Annotated in this window: 25 protein-coding genes and 1 pseudogene; 23 read left to right on the forward strand and 3 right to left on the reverse strand. The window is 39.1% G+C overall.

Going from position 1 to position 24,839, the window contains the following annotated elements; genetic code table 11:
* Window positions 1–65: 65 nt before the first annotated feature.
* A complete protein-coding gene (locus H1A11_RS04565) occupies window positions 66–905 on the reverse strand; it encodes a DUF4373 domain-containing protein (protein WP_181757774.1) in 840 nt (279 codons plus the stop codon).
* A 40-nt stretch (window positions 906–945) separates the two neighbouring features.
* Window positions 946–1,293 carry an SH3 beta-barrel fold-containing protein gene (locus tag H1A11_RS04570; RefSeq protein WP_120137090.1) on the reverse strand — a complete coding sequence of 116 codons (348 nt, stop codon included), beginning with the start codon at window positions 1,291–1,293 and terminating at the stop codon, window positions 946–948.
* A gap of 1,163 nt (window positions 1,294–2,456) precedes the next feature.
* Here H1A11_RS04570 and H1A11_RS04575 point away from each other — a divergent pair.
* Complete coding sequence (locus tag H1A11_RS04575; RefSeq protein ID WP_181757775.1) at window positions 2,457–2,993, forward strand: UpxY family transcription antiterminator; 537 nt, start codon at window positions 2,457–2,459, stop codon at window positions 2,991–2,993.
* A 72-nt stretch (window positions 2,994–3,065) separates the two neighbouring features.
* The gene (locus tag H1A11_RS04580) at window positions 3,066–3,551 is read left to right on the forward strand and encodes a UpxZ family transcription anti-terminator antagonist (RefSeq protein WP_181757776.1); all 486 of its coding nucleotides are present in this window, start codon (window positions 3,066–3,068) and stop codon (window positions 3,549–3,551) included.
* A 10-nt stretch (window positions 3,552–3,561) separates the two neighbouring features.
* Here H1A11_RS04580 and H1A11_RS04585 read toward each other — a convergent pair whose 3' ends face one another.
* Complete coding sequence (locus H1A11_RS04585) at window positions 3,562–3,897, reverse strand: hypothetical protein (protein ID WP_227212729.1); 336 nt, start codon at window positions 3,895–3,897, stop codon at window positions 3,562–3,564.
* A 55-nt stretch (window positions 3,898–3,952) separates the two neighbouring features.
* On the opposite strand from H1A11_RS04585, the gene H1A11_RS04590 reads away from it, so the two are divergent.
* The 21 genes and pseudogenes from H1A11_RS04590 to H1A11_RS04685 all read left to right on the forward strand — a co-directional run bounded on the left by H1A11_RS04590 (window position 3,953) and on the right by H1A11_RS04685 (window position 24,712).
* On the forward strand, window positions 3,953–4,276 hold the full coding sequence (locus H1A11_RS04590) for a UDP-N-acetylglucosamine 2-epimerase (protein WP_008663197.1): 324 nt from the start codon (window positions 3,953–3,955) through the stop codon (window positions 4,274–4,276).
* Window positions 4,242–5,684, forward strand: a complete 1,443-nt coding sequence (locus H1A11_RS04595; RefSeq protein ID WP_181757777.1) for a flippase — start codon at window positions 4,242–4,244, stop codon at window positions 5,682–5,684. Before H1A11_RS04590 ends, H1A11_RS04595 begins: the two co-directional genes overlap by 35 nt.
* Window positions 5,681–6,817 carry a UDP-galactopyranose mutase gene (gene glf, locus H1A11_RS04600; protein WP_008663203.1) on the forward strand — a complete coding sequence of 379 codons (1,137 nt, stop codon included), beginning with the start codon at window positions 5,681–5,683 and terminating at the stop codon, window positions 6,815–6,817. The genes H1A11_RS04595 and glf overlap by 4 nt, the downstream gene beginning before the upstream one ends.
* A complete protein-coding gene (locus H1A11_RS04605; RefSeq protein ID WP_181757778.1) occupies window positions 6,814–8,016 on the forward strand; it encodes a glycosyltransferase family 4 protein in 1,203 nt (400 codons plus the stop codon). Before glf ends, H1A11_RS04605 begins: the two co-directional genes overlap by 4 nt.
* Before the next feature lie 15 nt (window positions 8,017–8,031).
* A complete protein-coding gene (locus H1A11_RS04610; RefSeq protein WP_138298235.1) occupies window positions 8,032–9,231 on the forward strand; it encodes an EpsG family protein in 1,200 nt (399 codons plus the stop codon).
* Window positions 9,232–9,401: 170 nt separating this feature from the next.
* Complete coding sequence (locus H1A11_RS04615) at window positions 9,402–10,565, forward strand: IS4 family transposase (RefSeq protein ID WP_181757779.1); 1,164 nt, start codon at window positions 9,402–9,404, stop codon at window positions 10,563–10,565.
* 93 nt (window positions 10,566–10,658) lie between these two features.
* On the forward strand, window positions 10,659–11,129 hold the full coding sequence (locus H1A11_RS04620; RefSeq protein WP_181757780.1) for a hypothetical protein: 471 nt from the start codon (window positions 10,659–10,661) through the stop codon (window positions 11,127–11,129).
* Between the two features lie 21 nt (window positions 11,130–11,150).
* Window positions 11,151–12,311, forward strand: a complete 1,161-nt coding sequence (locus H1A11_RS04625; protein WP_181757781.1) for a glycosyltransferase — start codon at window positions 11,151–11,153, stop codon at window positions 12,309–12,311.
* A gap of 17 nt (window positions 12,312–12,328) precedes the next feature.
* Window positions 12,329–13,345: a hypothetical protein gene (locus H1A11_RS04630; RefSeq protein ID WP_009036924.1), complete on the forward strand. Its 1,017-nt coding sequence runs from the start codon at window positions 12,329–12,331 to the stop codon at window positions 13,343–13,345.
* A 2-nt stretch (window positions 13,346–13,347) separates the two neighbouring features.
* Window positions 13,348–14,160 carry a glycosyltransferase gene (locus H1A11_RS04635; RefSeq protein WP_009036925.1) on the forward strand — a complete coding sequence of 271 codons (813 nt, stop codon included), beginning with the start codon at window positions 13,348–13,350 and terminating at the stop codon, window positions 14,158–14,160.
* 2 nt (window positions 14,161–14,162) lie between these two features.
* Window positions 14,163–15,509 (forward strand): UDP-glucose/GDP-mannose dehydrogenase family protein, encoded by a 1,347-nt coding sequence (locus H1A11_RS04640; RefSeq protein ID WP_181757782.1) that lies wholly within the window; start codon window positions 14,163–14,165, stop codon window positions 15,507–15,509.
* A gap of 165 nt (window positions 15,510–15,674) precedes the next feature.
* Window positions 15,675–15,865 (forward strand): annotated as a pseudogene (locus tag H1A11_RS19695) (hypothetical protein); the annotation flags it as partial.
* A gap of 176 nt (window positions 15,866–16,041) precedes the next feature.
* Entirely contained in the window at window positions 16,042–16,887 is an 846-nt protein-coding gene (locus tag H1A11_RS04645; protein ID WP_133303531.1) for a hypothetical protein, read from the forward strand.
* Window positions 16,887–17,756 carry an NTP transferase domain-containing protein gene (locus H1A11_RS04650; RefSeq protein ID WP_009036928.1) on the forward strand — a complete coding sequence of 290 codons (870 nt, stop codon included), beginning with the start codon at window positions 16,887–16,889 and terminating at the stop codon, window positions 17,754–17,756. The genes H1A11_RS04645 and H1A11_RS04650 overlap by 1 nt, the downstream gene beginning before the upstream one ends.
* The gene (locus H1A11_RS04655) at window positions 17,753–19,333 is read left to right on the forward strand and encodes a phosphotransferase (protein ID WP_009036929.1); all 1,581 of its coding nucleotides are present in this window, start codon (window positions 17,753–17,755) and stop codon (window positions 19,331–19,333) included. Before H1A11_RS04650 ends, H1A11_RS04655 begins: the two co-directional genes overlap by 4 nt.
* A 43-nt stretch (window positions 19,334–19,376) precedes the next feature.
* A complete protein-coding gene (locus tag H1A11_RS04660) occupies window positions 19,377–20,852 on the forward strand; it encodes a BCCT family transporter (protein WP_227212733.1) in 1,476 nt (491 codons plus the stop codon).
* Window positions 20,853–20,872: 20 nt separating this feature from the next.
* On the forward strand, window positions 20,873–21,994 hold the full coding sequence (locus H1A11_RS04665; RefSeq protein ID WP_009036931.1) for a glycosyltransferase family 4 protein: 1,122 nt from the start codon (window positions 20,873–20,875) through the stop codon (window positions 21,992–21,994).
* 8 nt (window positions 21,995–22,002) lie between these two features.
* A complete protein-coding gene (locus tag H1A11_RS04670; RefSeq protein WP_009036932.1) occupies window positions 22,003–22,908 on the forward strand; it encodes an NAD-dependent epimerase/dehydratase family protein in 906 nt (301 codons plus the stop codon).
* Window positions 22,909–22,926: 18 nt separating this feature from the next.
* The gene (locus H1A11_RS04675) at window positions 22,927–23,877 is read left to right on the forward strand and encodes a glycosyltransferase family 4 protein (RefSeq protein ID WP_181757784.1); all 951 of its coding nucleotides are present in this window, start codon (window positions 22,927–22,929) and stop codon (window positions 23,875–23,877) included.
* Between the two features lie 206 nt (window positions 23,878–24,083).
* On the forward strand, window positions 24,084–24,584 hold the full coding sequence (locus H1A11_RS04680) for an HU family DNA-binding protein (RefSeq protein ID WP_119979531.1): 501 nt from the start codon (window positions 24,084–24,086) through the stop codon (window positions 24,582–24,584).
* 32 nt (window positions 24,585–24,616) lie between these two features.
* Window positions 24,617–24,712, forward strand: a complete 96-nt coding sequence (locus H1A11_RS04685) for a smalltalk protein (protein ID WP_005828262.1) — start codon at window positions 24,617–24,619, stop codon at window positions 24,710–24,712.
* The last annotated feature ends 127 nt before the right edge of the window (window positions 24,713–24,839 follow it).

Here is a 24,839-nt window from a genome sequence, read left to right on the forward strand (position 1 = left end):
TTTTTTGTATCACACGTTGTTGATTTCCTGCATGACATGTTATTGATAGCTTGTGTCCTGTGGAATCAGCTTCCCGTACTCCGCTTCTCCCTTGCCAGTACCGAGATGATGTACCCTCCTTTGCTGTTCACCTTGTTCCAGTTCGTCCCATTGAATATTTTCCAGACGTAGTTTCCCAGCCTGCCGTAGTCCGATAACTTCAGAATCTTCCTGATTTCCTCCCGGTCGGTGATGTAGAGCTTTTCCAGATTCAGCATGAGGCATTCCAGGTTGTGCGTATTCCTGTTGTAGGCATATCCGGGAATGTCTAAATCAGGATTTCCCTGCGCTCCTCCGCTTTCCCCGGGGGGAGTAAGAGGGGGAAGTGCTCTACTTTCTTTTGCTTTGCTTTCTTTTACTTTGCTTTCTTTGCTTTGTTTGGAATTACATGCATTTTCGGGGAAAATGTCTGCATCCTGCGTGCAATTTTCCCGTTTTTGCGTACAAGTCTTGTCCTTGTCCGGCTTGTCCTCTTCCGTCTCTACCAGCAGATAGGGCAAGGTGGTGAGGTCTCTTTTCCTCCGTTTGGTGGCTTCCAGCCATACCTTCTGTATTTCGGTAGAGGTCAGCACCCCTTGTTCCCTATAGGTTTTGGGGTCGAAAAAGACTTTCTCCACCAGGATGTCCACGATTCCCTGCATCTCCTGCTCGTTGATGTCCTTTCCCGCCTTGTTTGTGAACAGTGTGCATTGCTCCGCGTTCCATTTCAGGTAATATCCGTTTTCCTTGTGTATCTTGCACAGCAGTTTCATTACCGCCGCTGTGCCTTTCAGTCCGAACCTGGCTTCCACCAGTTCCACTGCTATCTCTTCGAATAGATTTACTTTGAGGGGGAAGTATAGCATTCCCCCGTACATCATGGCCATTGTTTTTAGTGTTTAATGATTAGTGATTAATGGTTAATGATTAGCATATGGGGCTCCATTCGAGGAAGTTCTCCAGCTGGAAAGTTTTCCATGCCTGCGGTTCCACGTCCCAGAAGGCTATGGTGCTTGTCACTCTTGTGATGTCATAATCTCTTCTGAAGTCAGCCTTGTAGGGCAGTAAGGTGGCTTTCGCCAGCCTGAATGTCCCGTCCTGCTTGTGGTAGGCTATGAGTGCGTGTCCGTATTGCATGTGGTCTATCAGGCTTTCTATTCGTCGGGCCATCCATGTGGCGCATGTTTCCGTGTAGTTCTTTTCCAGCATGATACGTATTTTCCATAGGTTTCTCAGTGCTTCGTGAAGTGAAGCGTTCTTTGTCGACTTTCTCATCTTGTTGTCTTTAAAATTAATAATTGTATTAGTTTGGCAGGAGGTACGCTTGTATATAAAAAAAGATGCCGCATTCATTGAGAAAGCGGCATCTGTAGGTGGTGTGGCTTCATCCTTACCAAAGTGGCGGCAAAGATAAGTGGTTTATTCCTTAAGTTGTTTATATTTAATTATTGTCAATAAGTTTCGTGGTTTCTGCCCTTTTTTGTTTTATTCCCTATATCTCTCCTGCTACCTTCATTTCCCGCCACACTTCACCGAACTCTTGTATTATAGTGTTTTCTGACAGTCTTTTATAGTCTGGCGTTCTGAAGTCGAAATGTGAGTATGCCCATTGTGCCAATGCCTTGTTGCTTGTCGGCTTTTCTTCTATAAAGTATCTTGATTTTTTCCATAGGATGATGTCTTTAATGACTTCTTTCCTATATTGTGGCAGTATTCCTATAACCTCCCCGCTTGAGGGACGTCCTACTCCTGCTTTCGGAGCTGATATGCCGTGCTTTACATCCGTTTTAAGGGTGTCTCTTTTTGTTTTTTTTCCTTACTTTGGAGTGTCTTTTTTGCCTTCATTTTCTAATGTTTTTGGGTTAATAATTAAAATTACTGTAGTTTGTAAAATAAATGCAAAGGTATATCAAGTTTTTTGTTTTTGTGGAGTAAGGATGGAGATAAAAAGCTGGGTTTTATCTTTATGATGGGTTAATGCGTTGATATATAAATGGAAATGACTTTGACTTGGAAGTGTTTTTTAAACGTTCGTTTAATGGACGTCAAATTTCAGGAAATGAAATAGGGAATGAGTTAATAAAAGGGAATGGAAATTTTAAATATTAAATAAGATACTTAACATACTGAATTACTGTAAATTAAACTGAGACACGATGGGTTTTCCAAAATATTTTTATTAAACATTTTGAGGATATAAAAAACAGTCTTATCTTTGTGTCCATTAAACGAACGTTTAAAAAACGCTTTTTGTTTGTAATCCGTTCGTTTATAGTCTCTTACCAGAAGGTAATGACGAACTGCAAAAAAACTGTTGGCAAGAAGGGCACAATGCTTGCTGTATTTTACATAAGGTGCTCGCAAATGATTGGATACCAGGTATATACCGAGGGTTCAAAGCCCCAGAGGAACACTCTTTTGTGAACAAAACAACGAAAATGGAAACGGATAACGAGGTTGAAGTTTGGCATGCCATGCGTGCCACATACCGCAGAGAGCTTGATGCGGTGCATCTTCTCGAGAAGGAGAACCTCGGCTGTTTTGTCCCCATGCAATATAAGGTAAGTATCCGTAAGGGTAAGAAAGTCCGTACTTTGGTTCCCGTCATCCGTAATCTGGTTTTTGTCCATGCACGTCCTTCCGACGTACAGCGTGTTAAGTCTCAAATTACTTATTTGCAATATATAACCGATACTCGCAGTGGTCAGAAGATAATTATTCCCGACCATGAGATGCAGCGCTTCATCGCCGTTGCCGGAACCTATAACGACCATTTGCTTTATTTCCAGCCCGAAGAGTTGAATCTGTCGAAGGGAACTAGAGTCCGTATTACGGGTGGTGACTTTGCAGGTCAGGAGGGTATTTTTCTGAAAGTAAAGGGGGCACGTGACCGCCGTGTGGTTATAGAGATACAAGGTGTCATTGCTCTTGCCATGGCCACTATTCATCCGGACCTTATAGAAGTGATCAAATAACGATCACTATGTAGGATGTGGCGAAGTATCTTTTTTCCTCTTTAGAATCTAAAATCATAAATCTGAAATAATATGTCTCTTTTAGAAGAAGCACTCCTCCTTCAGCGTGCTGCGCACGATCTGATGTATTTGGGTATGGACGGGAGTCCTATTTATAGTGATGACTTGTCGCGTCGTAATAGTGAAGTTTATCGTTTGACTACAACTTTATATAATTCCGGCACTTGGGGCACTACAGTGGAGGAACAAGCCAATGTATGTCTCGCTCTTTTAATGGGTTACAGTGCCTCTTTTGTCGACCACGGTGAGAAACAGCAGCATGTGCAGGAGGTTCTGAACCGTTGTTGGGATATTCTGGATACTCTTCCCGCATCTTTGCTGAAGCTCCGTCTGCTCACTGCTTGTTATGGAGAGGTTTTCGATGAGCCTTTGGCAGATGAAGCTCACTCCATCATTGCCTCTTGGAATGCTGCATTGCTGACCGCCGAACAGCAGGAAGCTGTTGATGAGTTTCAGAACGTGATGGAGAATCCTTATCCGTGGGAGGAAGTGGAATGAAAAAGAATTTCTAATATGTCAATCCAACAATCCATAATGGTAATTTTTTGACCGTATTATATTCTATATTGTCGGCAAGAATAAAGAAATTAGGTAAATCGGCAATTAGCTTAAAGGTTTTATAGGCTTTTCCCACTTCAAAAGTATATTTATGGTCTACCAAGAAATCTCCTTGCGTCTTTCCATACTCCATTGCATGATTTACGGAGAGCTGGTTTACGACAAACGTTTCTCTTGCTGTACTTATATGTACGGGTATGGAAGCGATGGCATAAAGCTGTTCGGGGGGAGTAGATAAATCTTGTGGGGCTTCTGTATTCCACGAAGTCTTTGGCGAAGACCTCACCCGTCCTAACTTCTTCTTCGTTGAGCTCCTTCAGTGTCTCGAGTTCGTTAACCTTATGTCAAAGGTCACCATCGTTCTTACTGACTTAGGCGGCATTCAGAAAGAAGTCCCAAGCCTTGGCAAACCCGTTCTTGTGATGCGCGATACCATTGAACGTCTTGAAGCTCTCGCATCTGGTACTGTTCACCTCGTTGGGATTGACTACGATAAGATTATGCTCGAAGTCTGTATCCTCCTTGACGATGGTGTAGCTTACGAGAAGATGTACCATGCTGTCAACCCTTATGGGACGGACAAGTTTATCGTTGCATTGCAGATGTGCTTGCTGAAAAGATTCTTTAAAGATGGCAAAATCTGTAAAAGTAAATTTCGTATTTAATCTGATTAATACTATCAGTGGGTTATTATTCCCTCTGATAACTTTTCCTTATGCCTCGCGTGTAATTATGTCTGAAGGCATAGGACAGGTAAATTTCTATACTTCTATCATTAATTACATTGCTTTATTTTCATGCATTGGTATTCCTCTCTATGGTATTAGAGAGATTGCTCGTGTGAGAGATAGTCAAGTTGATTTAAGTAGAACAACTGTTGAGATACTTTTACTTAACTTATTGTTGAATGTTATTGGATATTTTGCAGTTGCAATTATCTGCTTGACTGTGGCTCGTGTACAGGCAAATATTCCACTTTTCTTAGTGTTAAGTGCTATAATAGCTCTTACAACAATAGGATGTTCCTGGTTCTATAATGGTATTGAGGAATTTAAGTACATAACAATACGAAATCTAATTGTTAAGATAATTGCGGTAATATATCTATTTTATGCAGTAAAGACACAGGATGATCTATTGCAGTATGGTATCTATACAGTCCTTGGTACAATAGGCAATAATATTTTTAATTTTTTAAGACTAAGGAAACATATAGACTTGTCATTATTTGGACTGCGAGACTTGAATATTGGGCGTCATTTCAAACCTGCAATAGCAATATTCGCATTTAATCTTGTTACAAGCATATATCTGAATTTAGATAAGGTAATGCTTGGCTTTATTCAAAATGATCAAGCTGTTGGTTATTATACTGCTGCAACTAATATATCTCACATCCTTCTGTACGCTGTTACATCATTGGGAGCCGTGCTTCTTCCCAGAACTTCCAATCTAATTAAAAATGATAGGATGGATGAGTTTAAAGTTTTATCGCAAAAGGCGTACCGTTTTGTGCTCATATTAGCATATCCAATTATGATGGGGACAATTTGCCTTGCTGAACCACTCATTCATTTATTCTGCGGAAGAGATTTTGAATCGGCTATATTTACTTTACAAATTATCAGCCCGATTATTATCTTTATTGGAATTTCGAATATCGTAGGAATGCAAGTATTGTATCCTTTGGGCAAGATAAAGATTGTTACATTTAGCGCATGTGTTGGTGCTGCATTTAATTTTACATGTAATATTATAAGTATACCTCTGTTTTCTCAAAACGGTGCTGCATTTTCAACTGTTCTGGCAGAGTTGAGTGTTACTATAACCCAAATTATATTTGCACGTAAGTATATTCCGTTCAAAGTCATTGATAGAATTAGTATAAAATATCTAATGCTGTCATTAGTTATGTTTGGAATATGCGTGCTCATAGCAAAACAAATTTCGTCAGACATTCTAAAAATAACTTTAGTACCGATTGTTGGTGGAACAAGTTACTTTATGTTGCTTTTCATCTCTAAAGACTCATTTGTACTTGAAATTTTAAATCAAATGAAAATGAAATTATGACACATTACGATTATCTTATAGTAGGCTCCGGTCTTTACGGAGCTACATTTGCATACAAAGCCAAACTAGCAAGCAAGAAGGTGCTGGTAATTGATAAACGTTCACATCTCGGTGGCAACATCTACTGCGAAGAACTGGAAGGCATCAATGTGCACAAGTATGGTGCACATATTTTCCATACCAATAACAAGAAGGTGTGGGATTTCGTGAACTCTATCGTGGAATTCAATCGTTACACTAATTGTCCTGTAGCTAACTATAAAGGAGAACTTTATAATTTGCCTTTCAATATGAATACCTTTAATCGTATGTGGCCAGAGGTACATACCCCTGCTCAGGCTCAAGCAAAGATTGACGAGCAAAAGGTAGAGGCTGTTGCAGCTCTTGGTGGACGTGAGCCTCAGAACCTTGAAGAGCAGGCATTATGCCTTGTTGGAAAGGATATCTTCTACAAACTTATCAAAGAATATACAGAAAAGCAGTGGGGACGTGATTGTAAGGATCTTCCGGCATTCATCATTAAGCGTCTTCCTGTACGCATGATATTTGATAATAACTATTTTAATGACCGCTATCAAGGCATTCCTATTGGTGGTTATAACAAACTTATAGAAGGTCTACTTGAAGGGGTTGAGTGTAAGACTGGTATTGACTTCTTCAATTCGGAATATAAAGATTGGAAGAAGTATGCATACAAGCTCGTTTATACAGGTGCCATAGATGAGTATTTTGACTACAAATTGGGTAGGCTCGATTGGCGTACTGTCATTTTCAAGACTCGTGTGAAGGATATTCCTAACTATCAAGGTAATGCTGTGGTGAATTATACTAGTCATAATGAACCTTATACTCGTGTGATTGAGCACAAACATTTCGAGATGTTCGGTCAGGAAGTTTATGATTGTCCTAAGACTGTTATCTCAGAGGAGTATTCAGTAGAATACAAGGAGGGGATGGAACCATACTATCCTATAAACGACGGTCGTAACAATGCTCTTGCTGAAGAATATCGCAAGTTGGCGGAGAATGAGGAAGACGTTATCTTTGGTGGTCGTCTTGGTCAGTATAAGTATTTTGATATGGCTCCTATGATAGAGCAAGTTTTGAATCTAACTATGAACAAATATTTATGAAAGTATTAGTGTATTTACCCGAAGAAAAATTAGCCCCTAAGGGTGGTCCTTTTGCAGTTGGTTATTATTACTACGAAGAGATGAAGCGAAGGGGAGATAATATTTTGGAGTTCACTCACGTTGATGCACATTATGAAGATGTTCATAAGAAAGGTCGTTTTGTAACCAGTAAATTACCTAAATGGTTTAATAACGCCCATCGGACAATTCGTCACATTATAAATAGAAGAAAATATTTGTCAGGAAGACAGTTCGCTCCTAAGCAGGATTTTTCTAAATATGATATAATACATTTCCATCAGTCTAACCATATGTACTTGGAACGTGAAAATTTGAAGAACTTTAAGGGTATTGTATTGTATCAGTCACATTCACCTCTCCCTTACGGGCAAGAACAATGTACTGATATTCCGAGTATCTATGATTTCTGTATTCCTAAAATGAGAGAAAAATATGAGGAAATAGATAGGTATTGTTTAGAACGTGCAGACTATATCATCTTTCCATGCGAAGAAGCAGAAGAATCTTATTATAATAATTGGTATTACTTTACACAATATAAGAAGAAACATCCGGAGAATTTTCGCTATGTACTCACTGGAATACCCGCGTGTAAAGCAGAAAAAACAAGGACTGAAGTCTTAAAAGAATATGGTGTCCCAGAAAATGGTTTTGTAATATCTTATGTGGGTCGTCACAATACCGTAAAAGGATACGACTTATTAAAAGAAATTGCCTCTGATTTCTTTAATAGGGAGGAGGAGGCATGGGTCATTTCTGCAGGACTAGAGTCTCCTTTTAAACGATTGGAACATCTGCGCTGGAAAGAAATAGGTTTTACCAACGATCCTCATTCTCTTATTTCTGCAAGTGATGTATTTGTACTTCCTAATCGTGTAACATATTTTGATATTGTAATGCTCGAAATACTTGCATTAGGGAAAATAGTTGTTGCAAGTAAAACTGGAGGTAACCGATATTTTGATAAAATGGGAGTCGAAGGTGTCTTACTATATGACACAAAAGAAGAAGCCATAAAACAACTATCTCGTGTAAAGAACATGACTATAGAAGAACGAAATGTACTAGGTGCCAAGAATAAGGATTTTTTTGATAAATATTTATCTTCGAGAGTAATGTATGATAATTACATTGAGTTGATAAGGAGTTTTCAAGATAGAAACAAGCATAGTATATAAATAATAGGTTTATTGATGCTTTTTGATATTTATCGAAAGACATTTGAGGCTGACAATGATGCGTTTTGGTGGGGAGGAGAAACACATTATAGATCATGGGATGATGGTACTATGTATCTATATCTCTTCATCGTGTTTATATCTTTCCTTGCTGCATGGTGGTGTGATAAGCGCAGGTTCGTTACTAATGCAAGTAGATGTGGCAGTAAGTATAAAATAAGTAGATGTTTTCTGATTATCCACATGATATTATTATTATTCATGGGGTTAAGAGGGTCATGGGTAGGGATAGATACCATTGTATATTCACAGACATTTGAAAATGCAACGTCATTATCAGCTGTATTCAATGATGATTCAACTACAGAGCCACTGTATAAAATCTTCATGTTTATATTAAGAACTATCTTTTTTTCAAGGCATGTTGCTATCTTTATATTTTCTGCACTTATTATGTATTTTGTGTTTAAGACGTTAAAAAAATATTATAATAGTCTATGTCTTGCAGTAGCAATTCCCGCGTTTGTCTGTATCTATTATTTCCATAGCTTTAATTTAATCCGGATTACTCTTGCTGCTTCTTTTCTTCTTTGGAGTACTCCATTACTTGTGAATGAGAAATACAAACAATACTCAATACGTATATTAGTCACAACATTTATGCACTATTCATCAATAGTGCTATTTTTACCTTTAGGTCTATTAATCGTATATAAAAAGAATAGAACCTTAGCTTATTTTAGTGCATTAGGCGTAATACTTTTAATCGTTGCAGGAACAAGAATGCTTGGTGACTATATTGTCTTACTGAATAGATATGAGGATTATATCTTAGGAAATGAATCGTCTGGTCAAATAGGTTTGGCGTTATTTATAGACTATCTTCCATGTCTTTTTACAAGTTGCTATATATTAAGAAAAAAAATACATAGTCATTGGGGGGACATGATGGTGTGTTTTACAATGGCGGCTTTTATAATTCGCTTACTTGCATATTTTATTACAGCGACCGGTCGCTTACACATACATTTTATGCCATTAACGCTTATATTCTTGCCTTATTGGCTTAATTACATTCGTCAAAAGAACAAATCATTATATAATATAGCTATTCAACTGTGTGTGATGTGGCTTTTACTTAGGCTTCATATATACTTTATAGGATATTTATCCACAGATGGAATTATGCCGTATAATTTTTTTTGGAGTGAATAGATAAATTGCAATGAGTGCTTACGATAATGTTTAATATTTATGAAACACTACTGTCCCGTAAAAGTGGATAAATAGTTCTTTGAAATTATTGAAATATAGTCGATTACACGGTTTTTTGAAATGAAACGGACTTGATTTTGCAACTTTGCAGTCTAATACAAATAGCTGCTATGTTCCAAGACAAATACGTATTCTCTCAATTAACCGCTTTTCTGAACAGGACTCAGTTCAACAACTATGTTCGCAAGTATGATGGCAACAGATATGTGAAACATTTCACTTGCTGGAATCAGATGCTCGCGATGATGTTTGGACAACTGAGTAACCGTGAGAGCCTGCGAGACTTAATCGTTGCTTTCGAGGCTCATAGGGCCAAGCAATATCATCTTGGTTTAGGTCGTGAACCGATAGCCAAGACAACTCTTGCGACAGCCAACCAGAACCGTGATTACAGAATCTTCGAAGACTTTGCATTCTATATGATGAAGGAAGCCTGCGAGAAGCGGACGACCAACATCCTTGACATTTCCGGAAAGAAATATGCGTTTGATTCAACAACGATTCCGTTGTGTCTTGCAACATTCCCATGGGCAAAGTTCCGAAGCAAGAAAGGAGGGGTGAAAGCTCATGTCTTATACGACATTGAAGCACAAGTTCCTGCCTTCTATACTGTAACCACTGCATCAAAGCATGATTCCACAGCGATGTCTTCAATCCATTATGAACCAAATGCTTATTATATATTCGACAGGGCTTATGACTCCTTTAAAGAACTCTATAGGATACATCTTACAGACTCTTTCTTTGTTGTCAGAGCCAAGACGAACTTAAAGTATAAGACAGTCAAATGGAAGCGAAGAATGCCAAAGAACATAATGACAGATGCGGAAGTGAAACTGACCGGATATCTCTCCGAGAAAAAATATCCTGAGTCATTCAGACTCGTCCGATATTACGACGAAGAGGATGACCGTGAGTTCACTTTCTTGACGCATGCAAAACAACTTTCGGCACTGGATGTCGCCAATCTTTATAAGAAAAGATGGTTAATCGAGCTGTTCTTCAAATGGCTCAAGCAGCATCTCAAGATAAAGAAATTCTGGGGCACAACAGAGAACGCTGTTCGCATACAAATCAGTGTGGCTATTATCACGTACTGTCTTGTGGCTATTGTCCAACATGATATGAAGTTGAAACGTTCAACCTATGAAGTTTTGCAAATTCTCAGCATATCATTGACTGACAAAACCCACTTGCGTGACCTGTTCGACAAGACTAATTTCAATGATGTCAAAGATCTAAATGATCCCCTGATTCCGGGGCTATTTGATTAATTGTTTAACTCGTCCCATTTTTAACGGGACACTAATGATTTATTTGTCAATCCTCTTATTGCTCAGAAGTTTGAATATTATCAAGGTTTGGGCATGAACATTAATGGGAAAATATTACGGTTTGTTGAGTATGTATTATTTCCATTTATTTTAGTTTATTACAATAGAAAGAAGTTGCTTGGCAAAATAGATAAATATGACCCCATTTATATGCTTTATTTTTTCATTGCTACAACAATGGTTGCCAATACTGCTATTGCGGGACGTATGATAAATTATATCGTTTTTTATATGTTACTTTATTATGTTGATGCTTTATACCGTTTACGCTTGCCGCAAAACTTATTGGCTTTTGTCTTTTTTTTCACCCTTCCTATATTGCCTAATGCCAATTATTATGCAGGAGATTTGTCTTATGTGAGAAGTGGATTGAAATGTTATCATCGTTGGTATCCATATACTGATATATTTCATCGTTTTGACAAAAATCAGAAAAACATAGTGGAGCAGCGTATAGAAGATGCGGATAGGGCTATGGAGTTAGAAACATCTTTTCGGAAATAATATTTAGTAAATTTAGATGAAATGAAAATTGCTTTTGTTTTTGATTCTATGTTTTATGGAGGCATTCAGCGCGTGGGGATAGATTATATCCATTTATTAAAATCACGTGGCTATGAAGTGGATGTTTATATTCTGAATCCTAAAAAAACGGATGAAATAGTCAATGAATTGCCTGAAGATTGTGAAATAAAAAATATGCCGTTGCCTTTGGCACTTTGCCCTGAAGCGTATTGGAGGGTTGCCAAGCAATATTGGTGGGGGAAATATGCTTTTCCTATAATCTTTTTATTGTTGAGGATTATTTTGTTTGGTTATAAATGCATCATAACACCTAGAAGAAAATATGATGTGGCAATTGCTTTCTCTGGTCATTTGAATGATCTGTCTTTTGTTGCATATGACTTTCTGAAAGCGAAAAAGAAGTGTTGTTGGTTGCATGGGGGGCTTTATTCTTATATGGTAATTGTACCAGGTTTTGAAAGGTTATATATGAAAATAAAGAATCTGGTGGTGTTGACCGATGTTTGTCAAAAAGAGGTCTTGTTTTTCAATAAGTTCCTTCATCTGAATATTGAAAAAATTTATAATCCTTCTTTTATAAGACAGAAACCTTTGAATGAACAGAAGATAAGTGAATTGAGAGATAAATATGGTGATTTTGTATTGATGGTAGCAAGGTTATCTCCTCCAAAAAACCATAAAAGCCTCATCAAGGCCATGGCATATATTAGAGAAAAATACCATTATTCGTGTAATTTGTTGATGGTAGGTGAAGGGGAACTTGAAGAGGAACTTAAAATTTTTGCTGTAGAGAATGGAATGGCAGATGTTTGCTTTTTCGAGGGTAACCAGCCAGAACCTCAGAATTATTATGCAGCAGCACATTTGTTCGCTTTTTCCAGTTTTTCAGAAGGATTACCTACCGTATTGATTGAAGCGGGTAGTTTTGGACTTCCATTAGTGTCATCGGACACATCGGTACGTGAGATATTGGGTAATAGTGAGTATGGGCTTGTTTCTCCTATTGATGATTTCGAGGCATTGGGAGAAAATATATATCGCATACTTTCCGATAAAGAAATGTATCGAAAATATTCAGATTTGGCATTGGAGAAAAGTAAACAGTTTGTTCCGGAAGTGATATTAGAAAGAGTGGAAGCCTTTTTACTGAATCTATATTAATATAAAATGTAGTGTTAATGAAAGATTACAAAATAGTATCGTGCGCTAGCTTTGGAAGTTCAGGGTCGGGTGTAGTGACCGATTATTTATCAGAATTTGAGAATATTAATAATTTCGGTGATTTTGAGTTTAGATTTCTTCAAGATTTTGGTGGAGTAACTTCGTTGGAAGATACATTGGTGAATAGTTATCATCGATTGAATTCTGATATTGCTATTCAGAATTTCATCAATTATGTGGAATGGCAAGCGGGCGATATTTTTAATAAGAGATATGAACAATTTTTCCATGGGCAATTTAAAAAAATATCTTATGATTTCCTATCGAAACTGTTGGATGTAACATGGGATGGTTTTTGGGGAGAATATTTGGTGATGGCGCCTCGATGGAAGTCTTATCTTTTATATAAAATCTATCCTCATTTCATGAGATTATTAGGTGGAAACCGTAAGTATATTGCGCACTATATTCCGCATCGAGATATGTATTTTTCTTCTCCAACAAAAGTATATTTCTGTGAATGTGTGAAATGGTATCTCACAGCATTGTGTGAAGTAATAGATCCGTCTAATAAATATGATTATATTTATTTTGATCAATTGCTACCGCCTACTGGCATCAACCGTTATTTCGATTATTTTGAAAAGATGAAAGCAATAGTGGTTGATCGTGATCCTCGTGATTATTATTTGGAAAATGTTGTGCGCTGGGGTGAGGGTTGGGTACCTAAGGATGTAAATAAATTTGTGGTGTTATATCGTAAACAGCGTGAACAAATCAATCGAGAAAAAGATTCGGAAAATGTATTGAGAATTCGTTTCGAAGACGCTATTTATCATTACGATGAATTTTCAAAGCGTGTAAATCATTTTTTGAATCTTGATGAGAAACTGCATAGTAAAGATCCCAAGTTCATGCCTTCAAGATCGATTAACAATACAATGCTTTGGAAGAAATCTATGTATGTTAAGGAACTTGAGAAAATAAAATTTATAGAATCAGAATTGGAAGAGTATTTATATCCTTTCGAATAGTTATGAATGAACCATTAGTGAGTGTAATTGTCACAACACACAACCGTGAGGATAATGTGATAAGAGCCGTTAATTCTGTTATAAACCAATCTTATCGAAATATAGAGATTATCGTGGTGGATGACCATTCTTCTGATGATACTGCAAAAAAAATCGGGCAGTTGATAGAGAAGAATGATAATCTTTTTTATTATGCATTGCCAGATCCTAATCGGGGAGCTTGTGCTGCTCGTAATTATGGAATAAGCCAAGCTCATGGAATGTATATTGCAGGGTTGGATGATGATGATGAATTTGTGCCGGAGAGAATTGAGAAAATGATGGCTGCGATGTCGGATGAGGTGGCTTTTGTATGTTCTGCCGGGGTAATTTGTGATGAGAAAAATAGAAAGAAGATTGTTCGCTATTTTTTTAAAGATCGGTGTTTCTCTCTATATGATTTGTTGTGGTGTAATGTGGTGGGAAATCAAGTTTTGGTAAAAAAAGAATTGATACTTCAAGCAAATGGTTTTGATGTAGAGATGCCTTGTAATCAAGATTGGGATATGTGGACACGTTTGCTTAAAGTTAAACCAAAGGCTATATATCTGACGGATATTCTTCAGATTATACATGTGGATAAAGAAGCTCCTTCTATTACGAAATTGGCAAATAGGAAACTGGGACTTTATAAATTCTATTGTAAAAATGGTGAGAATATGACATTTTGGCAAAAGCATTTCTTCCGTTATAGAGAATATCGGTTTGGATTGAGAAATTTTTCTTTTTGGATGTTTTTTTCTTGTATAAGGTATTTTTTTTATAAAATAATGTAATTATGAATATAGCAGTTGTAGGCACAGGCTATGTAGGATTGGTTTCCGGTACATGTTTTGCGGAAATGGGTGTTCGGGTAACATGTATTGATGTTGATATAGATAAAATAGAAAAGTTGAAGAATGGTGAGATGCCCATTTATGAACCTGGATTAGAAGAGTTGGTACGACGTAATGTAGAATATGGACGTCTGAACTTCTCGACAAATTTATCAGATGTCATTGATGAGGCGGCAGTTGTTTTTTCAGCAGTGGGAACGCCACCTGACGAAGATGGTTCTGCTGATTTGCAATATGTATTGGCGGTAGCTCGTGAATTTGGAAGGAATATTAATAAATACACTATACTTGTAACAAAGTCCACAGTTCCTGTAGGCACTGCTCAAAAAGTAAAAATGGCTATTCAAGGAGAATTGGACAAGCGAGGTTTGCAAATTCCATTTGATGTAGCAAGTAATCCGGAATTTTTGAAAGAGGGTGCTGCCATTAAGGATTTTATGAGTCCGGATCGCATAGTTATTGGAATAGAAAGTAAGCGGGCGGAAGAGATCTTGACTAAGCTTTATAAACCCTTTCTGCTTCAGAATTTTCGGGTGATTTTTATGGATATTCCCAGTGCAGAAATGACTAAATATGCAGCCAATGCAATGCTTGCAACACGCATTTCATTTATGAATGATATTGCAAACCTTTGTGAAAGGGTAGGGGCTGATGTGGATAGTGTGCGTAAAGGAATTGGAGCAGATGCCCGTATTGGACAAAAATTTCTTTATGCAGGTTGTGGATATGGTGGAAGTTGTTTCCCAAAAGATGTTAAAGCATTGATACATACAGGTGTTGAGAATGGTTACCACATGGAAATAATTGAAGCTGTAGAACGAGTTAATGAGAAGCAGAAGAGTATCGTATATGAAAAACTTGTAGCTTTAATATCCGCTGAAGATTCCTTGAAACAGGTTTCTGAAAGTTGTTTGAAAGGAAAGACTATTGCACTTTTAGGTCTTGCGTTTAAACCGGAAACTGATGATATGCGGGAAGCACCGGCATTGGTCGTGATTGATAAATTATTGAAAATCGGAGCTCAAGTTAGAGTATTTGATCCCATTGCCATGGATGAATGTAAACGCAGAATAGGTGATTCAGTGACTTATACTTCTAATATTTATGATTGTGCGGACGGAGCAGATGCATTATTATTAATGACAGAATGGAGACAGTTCCGTTTACCTGCTTGGAATGTTATTGATAAAGTGATGAAGGGGAAAGTGATTGTGGATGGTCGAAATATTTGGAATAGAGTTGATATAGAGAAAATGGGATATAAATATACCAAAATAGGGGAGAAATAATATTTCTTTTTTAGAGCCTGTTTGGATATATGCCGTCTATGTAGAGTATTGCAATTATGAAAATGTTAATCATTTGTTTTTTAAGTGCTTAAAATAGGCTGACATATATATTTAAGTAAGCACTCAAATTAGGGCTTCAAAATGCTATCTATATCTTTGTAGGAAATAAAATCTAACACTTATGTATATAGCGAAGCTCTTGAAAGATTTTATTTTCAGTACCAAACTGAGGCCGTCCCTCATGGAATGTTTCTTCACTCATTCTGTTCAAAGAATAACGTCTCTTACAACATTTTTATAAATGGTATAAGGGTACCTGCAGAAAAATAGTGGAAGTTCAGGTAAAGAGTGTTCCCTTTGGATTATTTTGGCGTTTTTTTTACTGGAATTGTTCTAAATAGAGTCTTGACAGATAATATCGTAATAAATGAAAAGGCAATGCGAAGCAAAAAAACTTATTCTATTGAACGACCACTTAGTAATCAGGAAATATTGAAAATAATATAATTAGTGATAAATATTTACAGTAGAAATGAGAAAGTTTTTTCTTACATTATCATTGCTAACAATTTCGATTGCTTCTTTCGCACAGGAAGTCGTGTACGTTCATGATACAGTCTATATCGCACAGGTTGTTGTTAAGGAAACCGTATCAACTCCAGTAGCAAAGGCTGGGCTTCCTGCAAGGAACAACTGGAGCGCAAAGCTAAAGGCTTCGAACTTCCACTTGGGCCTTGATCTTCAGACCAAGTATATGTGGAGAGGTATGGAGATGATTCCTGAGGAGTCTGCACCTGTGCTTTTCCCTTGTGTGAACTATAGTTGGAATGGTCTTTATGTATACGCCATGGGTGGTTATGCTTTTAATGGTAAATATGCAGAGGTTGACCTTGGTTTGAGCTATACTTGGAAGGGCTTGACCGTTGCCTTCAACGACTATTATTACCCTACTATTGGAAGTAAGGGCGATGAGTACTTTGGCGGTAAGCACAATGGTCACTGGTTAGAGGCTTGCATCACCTATACTCCTGAGAGAGTACCTCTTTGGATTACTGCCAGTAATTTTTTTGCAGGCGATGATGACAAATACGAGGATGCCGATGGCAATCTGAAGCAGGCATACTCTACCTATCTGGAGATTGGTACTTATTACGATTTCCTCAATAACAACCGCATCTCGCTGGCTGTTGGTATGACACCAACTAGGTCTTGTTACACCAATTACGAAAAGAAATTCGCAGTCTGCAACATCGACCTGAAATATACTTATAATGTAAACTTCAAAAATGGATGGACGCTTCCTCTGAGTGCAGAGTATATCTACAATCCGGTTTTTGATAAGCCATACATCAACTTCATTGCAAATATCTCATTCTAATGACAAAACGTAATGCCATCATTATGGCTGCGGGTACTTCATCGCGCTTTGTACCACTCTCTGTTGAACGTCCAAAAGGATTGCTGGAGGTGAAAGGTGAGGTGCTCATTGAGCGCCAGATTTGTCAGTTGAAAGAGGCTGGCATTGAAGACATCACTCTCGTTGTGGGGTATAAGGCAGAAATGTTTGCCTATCTCAAGAAGAAGTATGGCGTCAGCATTGTGTGCAACGAAGATTATGCTTGTTACAACAATACTTCGTCAGTAATACGTGTAATCGAAAAACTGGATAATACGTTCGTGTGTAGTTCAGATAACTATTTCCCAGATAATGTATTCGTAAAGGAATCGGCTGAAAGTTATTATTCTGCTCTCTATGCAGAAGGCGAAACTGGTGAATATTGTCTGACCACCAATGACAACGGTCAGATTACCGAAGTAAAGATTGGCGGTCGTGATGCTTGGTATATGGTAGGGCATGTGTTTTTCAATCATGAGTTCTCGGAGGCTTTCCGTAAGATTATGATTGAGGAATACAAGAACGAAGAAACCAAGCAAGGCTATTGGGAGGATGTCTATATCCGTTATATAGACCAACTGCCAAAGATGAGAATCAACCGCTATAAGGAAGGGGAGATTCTTGAGTTTGATTCGCTTGACGAATTGCGCCAGTTTGACGAAAGCTATAAAGATGATACATGTTCGTCGGTAGTTAAGCAGATTTGCCAACAGCTTGAGGTGAAAGAGGCAGATGTTTATGCCTTTAAGAATATCAGGCACAAGGGCGACTACCTGCACTTCCGGTTTATGGTAGGTGAAATCCCATACGAATACAATTCCGAAAAAGGTGTAGAGATTAAGAGAATATGAAAACTGCCGTAATACTTGCAGCCAGACGTGAGAAGGATTCTGAAATACCCTATCCTCTGATGCCGTTTGCCGAAGGTCTTTGCTTGCTTGACAGAACTTTGGGAATCCTTCGCGACCTCCATTTCAGTAATATTGTGTTAGTGGTGGGCTACAAAGCTGAAATGTTCCAGAAATATGCAGCTGAAGATGTAAAACTCATCAAAAATGAGGACTATGAGTTTACGGCATCTATGGGTTCGCTGGCATTGGCAAAAGATGATATCCAAGAGGATTTTCTGCTTATAGAAAGCGATACTTTCTATGGCAGAAGAGTTCTGGAGGAACTCGCTGCCAGAACCGAAGGCAATTGTCTCTCAATGACTGAGGAAAGTGGTTCGGGCGACGAGTGCTTTATGGAAACAAAGAATGGTTTTGCTACCAAGATAACAAAAGATCGCCATCGTGTGTGCCATTTTGAGGGTGAGATGATAGGTGTGAGCCGTATCAGCCTGGACACTTATAAGCATCTGATTGAAGCCTGGGAGCATGCCAGCAATCCGTATCTTAACTATGAGTATCTGCTGATGGATGTGACCGATCCGCTTGATCGTCCTGTCATAATGTTCAAGAATCTCATTTGGGGCGATGTGGATTGTGAAGAGGATTTTAAGAAGTTACAGAACGATATTTATCCTCGTCTCAGAAGACGCGAAGATCCGTTTGATTACGATAACCTGATGATGCATCTGCAGAGCATCTTCTCAGGAGAAGATGTCAGCAAGGTTGAAATCATACAGATTGGCGGTATGAGCAATAAGAACTTCCGAGTGAATTTCGAAGGTAAGAGTTATGTACTTCGTGTTCCAGGAAATGGTTCGGAGGGAATGGTGGAGCGTGCTAACGAAGAATTTAATGCTATCGAAGCCTGCAAGATGGGTGTGACTCCGGAGATTCGCTATTTCAATGCAAAGACCGGAATTAAACTGGCAGACTTTGTAGAGAATGCTGAAACCCTCAATGCCGCTACTATCCAGCGTCATGACAATATGAAGAAGATAGCCAAGATTTATCAGACGGTTCATGGTTCGCATATTCGGCTGAAGAACGAGTTCAATATTTTTCAGGAGATAGAAAAGTACGACCTGTTGATACAAAAGGCAGAGGCTATAATGTATGAAGGATGGGAGGAGGTTCGTCCGCAGGTGATGGCACTTGAAGGCTATTTAAATGAATTGGGTGTAGAACTTTGCCCATGTCACAATGATGCTCTCTACGAGAACTTCATCAAGGCAATGGATGGAACAATCTACCTCATTGATTGGGAGTACTCAGGTATGAACGACCCGATGGCAGATTTTGCAGCTCTATTTATAGAAGCAGACTTTACGAAAGAAAATCAGGATTACATTCTTGACAAGTATTTTAACGGAAATGTACCGAAGAATTCCTTTAAAAAGATTCTCTGTTATATGATTCTTTGGGATTACCTCTGGGCACAATGGACAATCATCAAGGAGGCAAAGGGAGATAACTTTGGGACCTACGGATACGACCGTTACAATCGCGCGATAAGGAACTTAAAGAACATCAAAAGATAGTATACAGATGGAAGTCAAAAATAGAAAAATTGATTGGAGCACGATGCTAATCCCCTTTGCTATAGTTATAGCATTGATGGCAGTATTTATGATAGTGCCCGATAAGTCAAAATCAGTAGTCGATATAATGAGGGGATTTTTGGGTGATACCATCGGACTCTATTATCCTATACTTGCTATTGGTAGTGTGGCTTGTGCACTCTATGTAGCTCTTAAGCCAAAGTATGGAAACATCAGATTTGGAAATCTAAACAAGCCTGCTTACAGTAACTTCAAGTGGGGTACAATGATCTTCACTTCCACTATGGCAGCCGACATCATGTTTTACTCACTTATTGAGTGGGCACTCTATGGCGCAGAAACTCATGTAGTAGAAAAGGGCTCTATGCAGATGTGGGCTCCTACTTTCACTTTATTTCATTGGGGACCTTTGGCTTGGGGCTTTTATGTGATTCTTGCTGTTTGTTTTGGCTTCATGATGCATGTTCGCAAGCGTGAACGACAGCGTTTCTCAGAGGCTTGCCGTCCGCTCCTTGGCGATAAAGTGGATGGTATCTGGGGTAAGATGATTGATGTGATTGCCATCTTTGCTGTGGTATGTGCTACTGCTACTACCTTCTCGTTGGCAACTCCTCTGCTTACCAAAGCTATGGGTTCGGTATTCGGTTTTGAGGTCAATACAGCCATCACCATCTGTGTGCTTCTGCTTATCTGCTCTATCTACACGATTACCGTACTCTTCGGTGTGACTGGTATCAGCAAACTTGCAGGCATCTGTTCATATCTGTTTTTCGGTATCTTGTTTTACTTCCTTTTCTTGGGTGGTGAAACTCGTTATATCGTTGAAACAGGCTTCCAATCATTGGGCAACCTCATTCAGAACTTCATCGGTCTCTCTACTTATATGGATCCTCTTCGTGAAAACGGTTTTGCTCAGAACTGGACTGTCTATTATTGGGCATACTGGCTTGTTTGGTGTGTGGCAACTCCTTTCTTCATCGCTTTGATTTCAAAGGGTCGTACTATCCGCAACACGGTCTTCGGTTCGTTTGGTTGGGGGCTCGCAGGAACCTACATGTCGTTTATTATTCTTGGTAACTACGGGCTTGCTCAGCAAATGAAGTATGGTCTTAATGTGACTGGCTTCATTAGCAATGGTGGTGAGATGTACGATGCCATTCTGATGATTTTTGACACGCTCCCTCTTCCTGCAGTTGCCTTGATATTGCTTGTGATTACTATGATTGCTTTCTATAGTACTACACTTGATGGCATCACATATGTCACTTCATCTTACAGTTACAAACAGATTGCTGCCGATGAAGAACCTTCACGCAAGATTCGTGGATTTTGGGCGCTTTTGCTCATTTTTCTTCCTATCGGTCTTCTCTTTGCTGAGAATTCCCTCTATAGTCTTCAGGGCGTAACCATTATTGCGGCTTTCCCTGTAGGGATTCTTCTCACAATGATTGTCATTAGCTTCTTCAAGGATTGTAGAAAGTGGCAAGAAGGTAAGTAAAAATATGTTGCTTTATAAAAATGAATATTCTACATGTAGTAAATATTTATTTCGTTCTTCCATATTTCATCGGAGATCAGTTCAAATACTTCAAAGAAAAGGGTTATAATATGAATGTAGCTTGCAGTCCGAGTGAGTATTTGGCAGACTTTGCTAAGGAGCAAGGATTCGCGTATATTGAGACTCCTGTGAATAGAAGTATCTCGATAAAAGAGGATTTTACTTCGATACGGAATATCTGCAAGTTTATCAAAAAACAAAAGATTGATATCATTGTTGGGCATACGCCTAAAGGTGGGTTACTAGCTATGATTTCGGGTTGGTTGATGCGTGTGCCTAATCGCATTTACTTTCGTCATGGATTGGTGTATGAGACTAGTTATGGATTGAAACGTTTCATACTGATGACGGTGGACAGATTGGCTTCGTTTTGTTCAACTAAGGTGGTGTGTGTAAGTCCATCTGTGCTTAGAAGGAGTATTGAAAATCATTTGGCTCCTGCAAAAAAGCAAATCATTTTAGGTAAGGGTACATGCAATGGAGTGGATACTGTCAATCACTTCAATCCCGCTATTATTGATCAGACGAAGGTTGCTGCATTGAGAGCAAAGTATGGCATTGAGGAGGGTAACTTTGTAATTGGTTATTCAGGTCGTTTGGTACGTGATAAGGGCATTATTGAACTGGTACGTGCTTTTGACCGGTTGCAGGATGCGGATAACTGCAAGTTGTTGCTTGTAGGCATGTTTGAGGTGAGGGATGCTTTGCCTAAGGACATTCAGGAACGGATTAAGAATGATAAGCGTATTATTTTCACAGGCTTTATCAATGGCGGTATGGAGTATTACTATTCGTTGATGAATGTGTATGTACTCGCATCTTATCGTGAGGGATTTCCTACGGGTGTGTTGGAGGCGCAGGCGATGGAGAAACCTGTCATTACGACTCGTGTAACAGGTTGTTGTGACTCGATTATTGACGGTAGGACAGGTTTGTTCGTGGATATTGCTCCTGAGGATTTGGTGAGAAAGCTTGATATGATTCGTAAGGAAAATGTCATTGATGGAAGAAATGGACGAAAGTGGGTCGTTGAGAACTTTGACAGCCGATTGGTTTGGAAAGAAATAGAGAAACTCTACTAATTGAACGAATGAAGAAAATATTAATAACTGGCGCTGGTAGCTATGTGGGCGAGAGCGTCAGAAAATATATATTGTCTAAGGACTCATCGTATCAGATTGATGCGGTGGATACGATGGACGACAACTGGAAGAAGGCTGATTATACAAAGTATGATGTGGTCTTTCATGTGGCTGGTATTGCACATGTAAATGCAGATCCGAAAATGGAGCCGCTTTATTATAAGGTGAATCGTGACTTAACGATTGAGATTGCAAAACATGCTAAGGCTACGGGCGTGAAGCAGTTTATCTTTATGTCGAGCCAGATAGTGTTTCATGAAAGCCGGTCGCTTAAGGCTGAAGTCTTGACGGCAGAAACGAAACCGGCTCCGAATGGGTTCTATGGTGACTCGAAGTTACAGGCAGAGAATGGACTGTGGGATCTTGTTAAAAATCAGGAGGAAGATTCTGCTAAAACTAAAGGTGGAAATCAGATGAAAATCTGTATCCTTCGTCCTTGTATGATTTATGGTCCAAATGCGAAGGGGAATTTCCCTCGTTTGGCGAAGTTGGCTTGTAAGACTCCGGTATTTCCAGAGTGGCACAATAAGCGTTCGATGCTCTATATTGACAATTTGGCTGAGTTTGTGAAGCAGGCGATTGAACGTGAGTTGGAGGGTACGTTTTATCCGCAAAATCGCGAGTTGGCTGATACGGTGGAGATTGTCCGTTACTTCGCTAAGGTTGCTGGTCACAAGGTTTGGATAACCAAGTTGCTGAACCCGTTTGTGTGGTTGGGTAGCTTTGTGTTGCAGCCTATAAATAAGATGTTTGCGACCTACTATTACAATCCAAAGATGAGTAAGATGGAATTTGATTATCAGCTGGTAAGCTTTGAAGAGTCTTTAAAACAGGTTGCAGACAGTTTGAAGTAGTAAAATAAGTTTGTATTTATGTATTATCTGATAATTTTAGTTCTGTTATTCGTGGCAGAACTTTTTTATTTTAGGGTGGCTGATAGGTGCAATATCATCGACAAGCCCAATGAGCGCAGTTCCCATACGAAAGTGACTTTACGCGGTGGTGGGATTATCTTTTATTTCGGGGCGTTGGCCTATTTCCTGACGAGTGGCTTTGAATATCCCTGGTTCCTGCTTGCCTTGACACTGGTGACGTTCATCAGCTTCGTGGACGATATAAAATCCACCGGACAGATGACAAGGCTGCTTTTTCATTTCTCTGCCATGGCTATGATGTTTTATCAGTGGGGACTGTTCTCCTTGTCTTGGTGGTGGATAGTCATAGCCTTGATAGTCTGTACGGGCATCATCAATGCCTACAACTTTATGGATGGCATTAACGGCATAACCGGCGGTTACTCTCTGGTTATTCTTGCTGCGTTGGCTTATATCAATAAGGAGGTGGTTACTTTTGTGGAAGCGGATTTCATATATACCGTTATCTGTTCTGTTCTTGTCTTCTGCTTCTTCAACTTCCGCAAGCGTGCCAAATGCTTTGCGGGTGATGTGGGTTCTGTGAGCATCGCTTTTATCCTTCTTTTCCTGATAGGCAGGCTCATCATTGAAACGGAAGATTTCAGTTGGATTGTCCTTTTATCCGTTTATGGTGTTGACAGTGTACTGACTATCATTCACCGCCTAATGCTTCATGAGAATATCGGGCTGCCGCATCGCAAACATCTGTATCAGATTATGGCAAATGAGCTGAAGGTTCCTCATGTAATGGTTTCTTCTATTTACATGGCAGTGCAGGCAATCATAGTCGTAGGATATATAATGTGTTTGGATTCAGGCTACTGGTATCTGCTATGTACCATCCTCTTGTTAAGTCTTATTTATATCTGTTTCATGAAGAGGTATTTTGGATTACATCAATCAATTTGAAATAAGCTTTCCTTTTCTTGATTAAGTTGGCTTGCCTAATCTGTCAGCTTGTAAATCAATACTTTATGAACTTATCTCAGAAAACAGCTTCAGCGAGGCTGTTTTCTTTGTTTACAGGCAAATATATCCTCACCTTTGCATTGTTGATCAACAATACGAGATTAAAAACCATGTTGAATTAAAAATGTAAAAAGGAGAAAGAAAGTATGCCTTTATTTTATTATGCAAGACAGTCGTCTCTGGCGACGAAAGAAGGTGCCAAACTTTGGCATCTGAGTTTGAAGAAAGTGGGAAGAGCCGTGGATGCACAACAGCTGGCTGAGGTGATTGCCGAGAAGTCTTCCCTGACTCCGGGTGACGTACATAATGTAATCCGTAACCTGATGACGGTAATGAGGAGCCAGTTGCTGAACAGCCGTACGGTGCGTCTGGATGGCCTGGGCACATTCACCATGAAGGCCCGTACGCGAGGTAAGGGAGTGGCCCAATCTGAAGACGTGAATCCCAATCAGGTGACTGCTTTGCGCTGCCAGTTTACTCCGGAATATACGCGCCCGGCTGCCATCGGCACTACGCGTGCCCTGCTCCAGGGTGTGGAGTTTGAGAAATGGACGGGAGTGGTTACTGATGGTAAGGATGATGCCGGTGATGGTGGTAATTCCGGTGGCGGTTCCGACGGTGACCAGGGAGAGAACCCGTTAGGATAAGATGTATTTACTAATTTTGAAAGATTAAAACTATGAAAAAGAACGTTTGGGACAAGATTTTGAAGGTAGTGATAGCTGTTGCTTCCGCCATATTGGGAGCTTTAGGCGCCAATGCAATGAATGTATAAATTGTAGATTTATATAGAATATTAGGAGAAAGGCGGTGAAGGAAAAGCACTTCATCGCCTTTTTGTTATTTTCTTTATTTATAATTCCCTGCCAACCAAAAAATCTTATTACCTTTGCAGGTCACTT

The sequence above is a fragment of the Bacteroides sp. CACC 737 genome (assembly GCF_013874375.1).
Classification (GTDB): domain Bacteria; phylum Bacteroidota; class Bacteroidia; order Bacteroidales; family Bacteroidaceae; genus Bacteroides; species Bacteroides uniformis.

Bases quoted from the DNA above. Each gene is read 5' to 3' on its own strand.
- H1A11_RS04565 (WP_181757774.1), bottom strand. From the start codon at position 905: ATGGCCATGATGTACGGGGGAATGCTATACTTCCCCCTCAAAGTAAAT.
- H1A11_RS04570 (WP_120137090.1), bottom strand. From the start codon at position 1,293: ATGAGAAAGTCGACAAAGAACGCTTCACTTCACGAAGCACTGAGAAAC.
- H1A11_RS04575 (WP_181757775.1), top strand. From the start codon at position 2,457: ATGGAAACGGATAACGAGGTTGAAGTTTGGCATGCCATGCGTGCCACA.
- H1A11_RS04580 (WP_181757776.1), top strand. From the start codon at position 3,066: ATGTCTCTTTTAGAAGAAGCACTCCTCCTTCAGCGTGCTGCGCACGAT.
- H1A11_RS04590 (WP_008663197.1), top strand. From the start codon at position 3,953: ATGTCAAAGGTCACCATCGTTCTTACTGACTTAGGCGGCATTCAGAAA.
- H1A11_RS04595 (WP_181757777.1), top strand. From the start codon at position 4,242: ATGGCAAAATCTGTAAAAGTAAATTTCGTATTTAATCTGATTAATACT.
- glf (WP_008663203.1), top strand. From the start codon at position 5,681: ATGACACATTACGATTATCTTATAGTAGGCTCCGGTCTTTACGGAGCT.
- H1A11_RS04605 (WP_181757778.1), top strand. From the start codon at position 6,814: ATGAAAGTATTAGTGTATTTACCCGAAGAAAAATTAGCCCCTAAGGGT.
- H1A11_RS04610 (WP_138298235.1), top strand. From the start codon at position 8,032: ATGCTTTTTGATATTTATCGAAAGACATTTGAGGCTGACAATGATGCG.
- H1A11_RS04615 (WP_181757779.1), top strand. From the start codon at position 9,402: ATGTTCCAAGACAAATACGTATTCTCTCAATTAACCGCTTTTCTGAAC.
- H1A11_RS04620 (WP_181757780.1), top strand. From the start codon at position 10,659: ATGAACATTAATGGGAAAATATTACGGTTTGTTGAGTATGTATTATTT.
- H1A11_RS04625 (WP_181757781.1), top strand. From the start codon at position 11,151: ATGAAAATTGCTTTTGTTTTTGATTCTATGTTTTATGGAGGCATTCAG.
- H1A11_RS04630 (WP_009036924.1), top strand. From the start codon at position 12,329: ATGAAAGATTACAAAATAGTATCGTGCGCTAGCTTTGGAAGTTCAGGG.
- H1A11_RS04635 (WP_009036925.1), top strand. From the start codon at position 13,348: ATGAATGAACCATTAGTGAGTGTAATTGTCACAACACACAACCGTGAG.
- H1A11_RS04640 (WP_181757782.1), top strand. From the start codon at position 14,163: ATGAATATAGCAGTTGTAGGCACAGGCTATGTAGGATTGGTTTCCGGT.
- H1A11_RS04645 (WP_133303531.1), top strand. From the start codon at position 16,042: ATGAGAAAGTTTTTTCTTACATTATCATTGCTAACAATTTCGATTGCT.
- H1A11_RS04650 (WP_009036928.1), top strand. From the start codon at position 16,887: ATGACAAAACGTAATGCCATCATTATGGCTGCGGGTACTTCATCGCGC.
- H1A11_RS04655 (WP_009036929.1), top strand. From the start codon at position 17,753: ATGAAAACTGCCGTAATACTTGCAGCCAGACGTGAGAAGGATTCTGAA.
- H1A11_RS04660 (WP_227212733.1), top strand. From the start codon at position 19,377: ATGCTAATCCCCTTTGCTATAGTTATAGCATTGATGGCAGTATTTATG.
- H1A11_RS04665 (WP_009036931.1), top strand. From the start codon at position 20,873: ATGAATATTCTACATGTAGTAAATATTTATTTCGTTCTTCCATATTTC.
- H1A11_RS04670 (WP_009036932.1), top strand. From the start codon at position 22,003: ATGAAGAAAATATTAATAACTGGCGCTGGTAGCTATGTGGGCGAGAGC.
- H1A11_RS04675 (WP_181757784.1), top strand. From the start codon at position 22,927: ATGTATTATCTGATAATTTTAGTTCTGTTATTCGTGGCAGAACTTTTT.
- H1A11_RS04680 (WP_119979531.1), top strand. From the start codon at position 24,084: ATGCCTTTATTTTATTATGCAAGACAGTCGTCTCTGGCGACGAAAGAA.
- H1A11_RS04685 (WP_005828262.1), top strand. From the start codon at position 24,617: ATGAAAAAGAACGTTTGGGACAAGATTTTGAAGGTAGTGATAGCTGTT.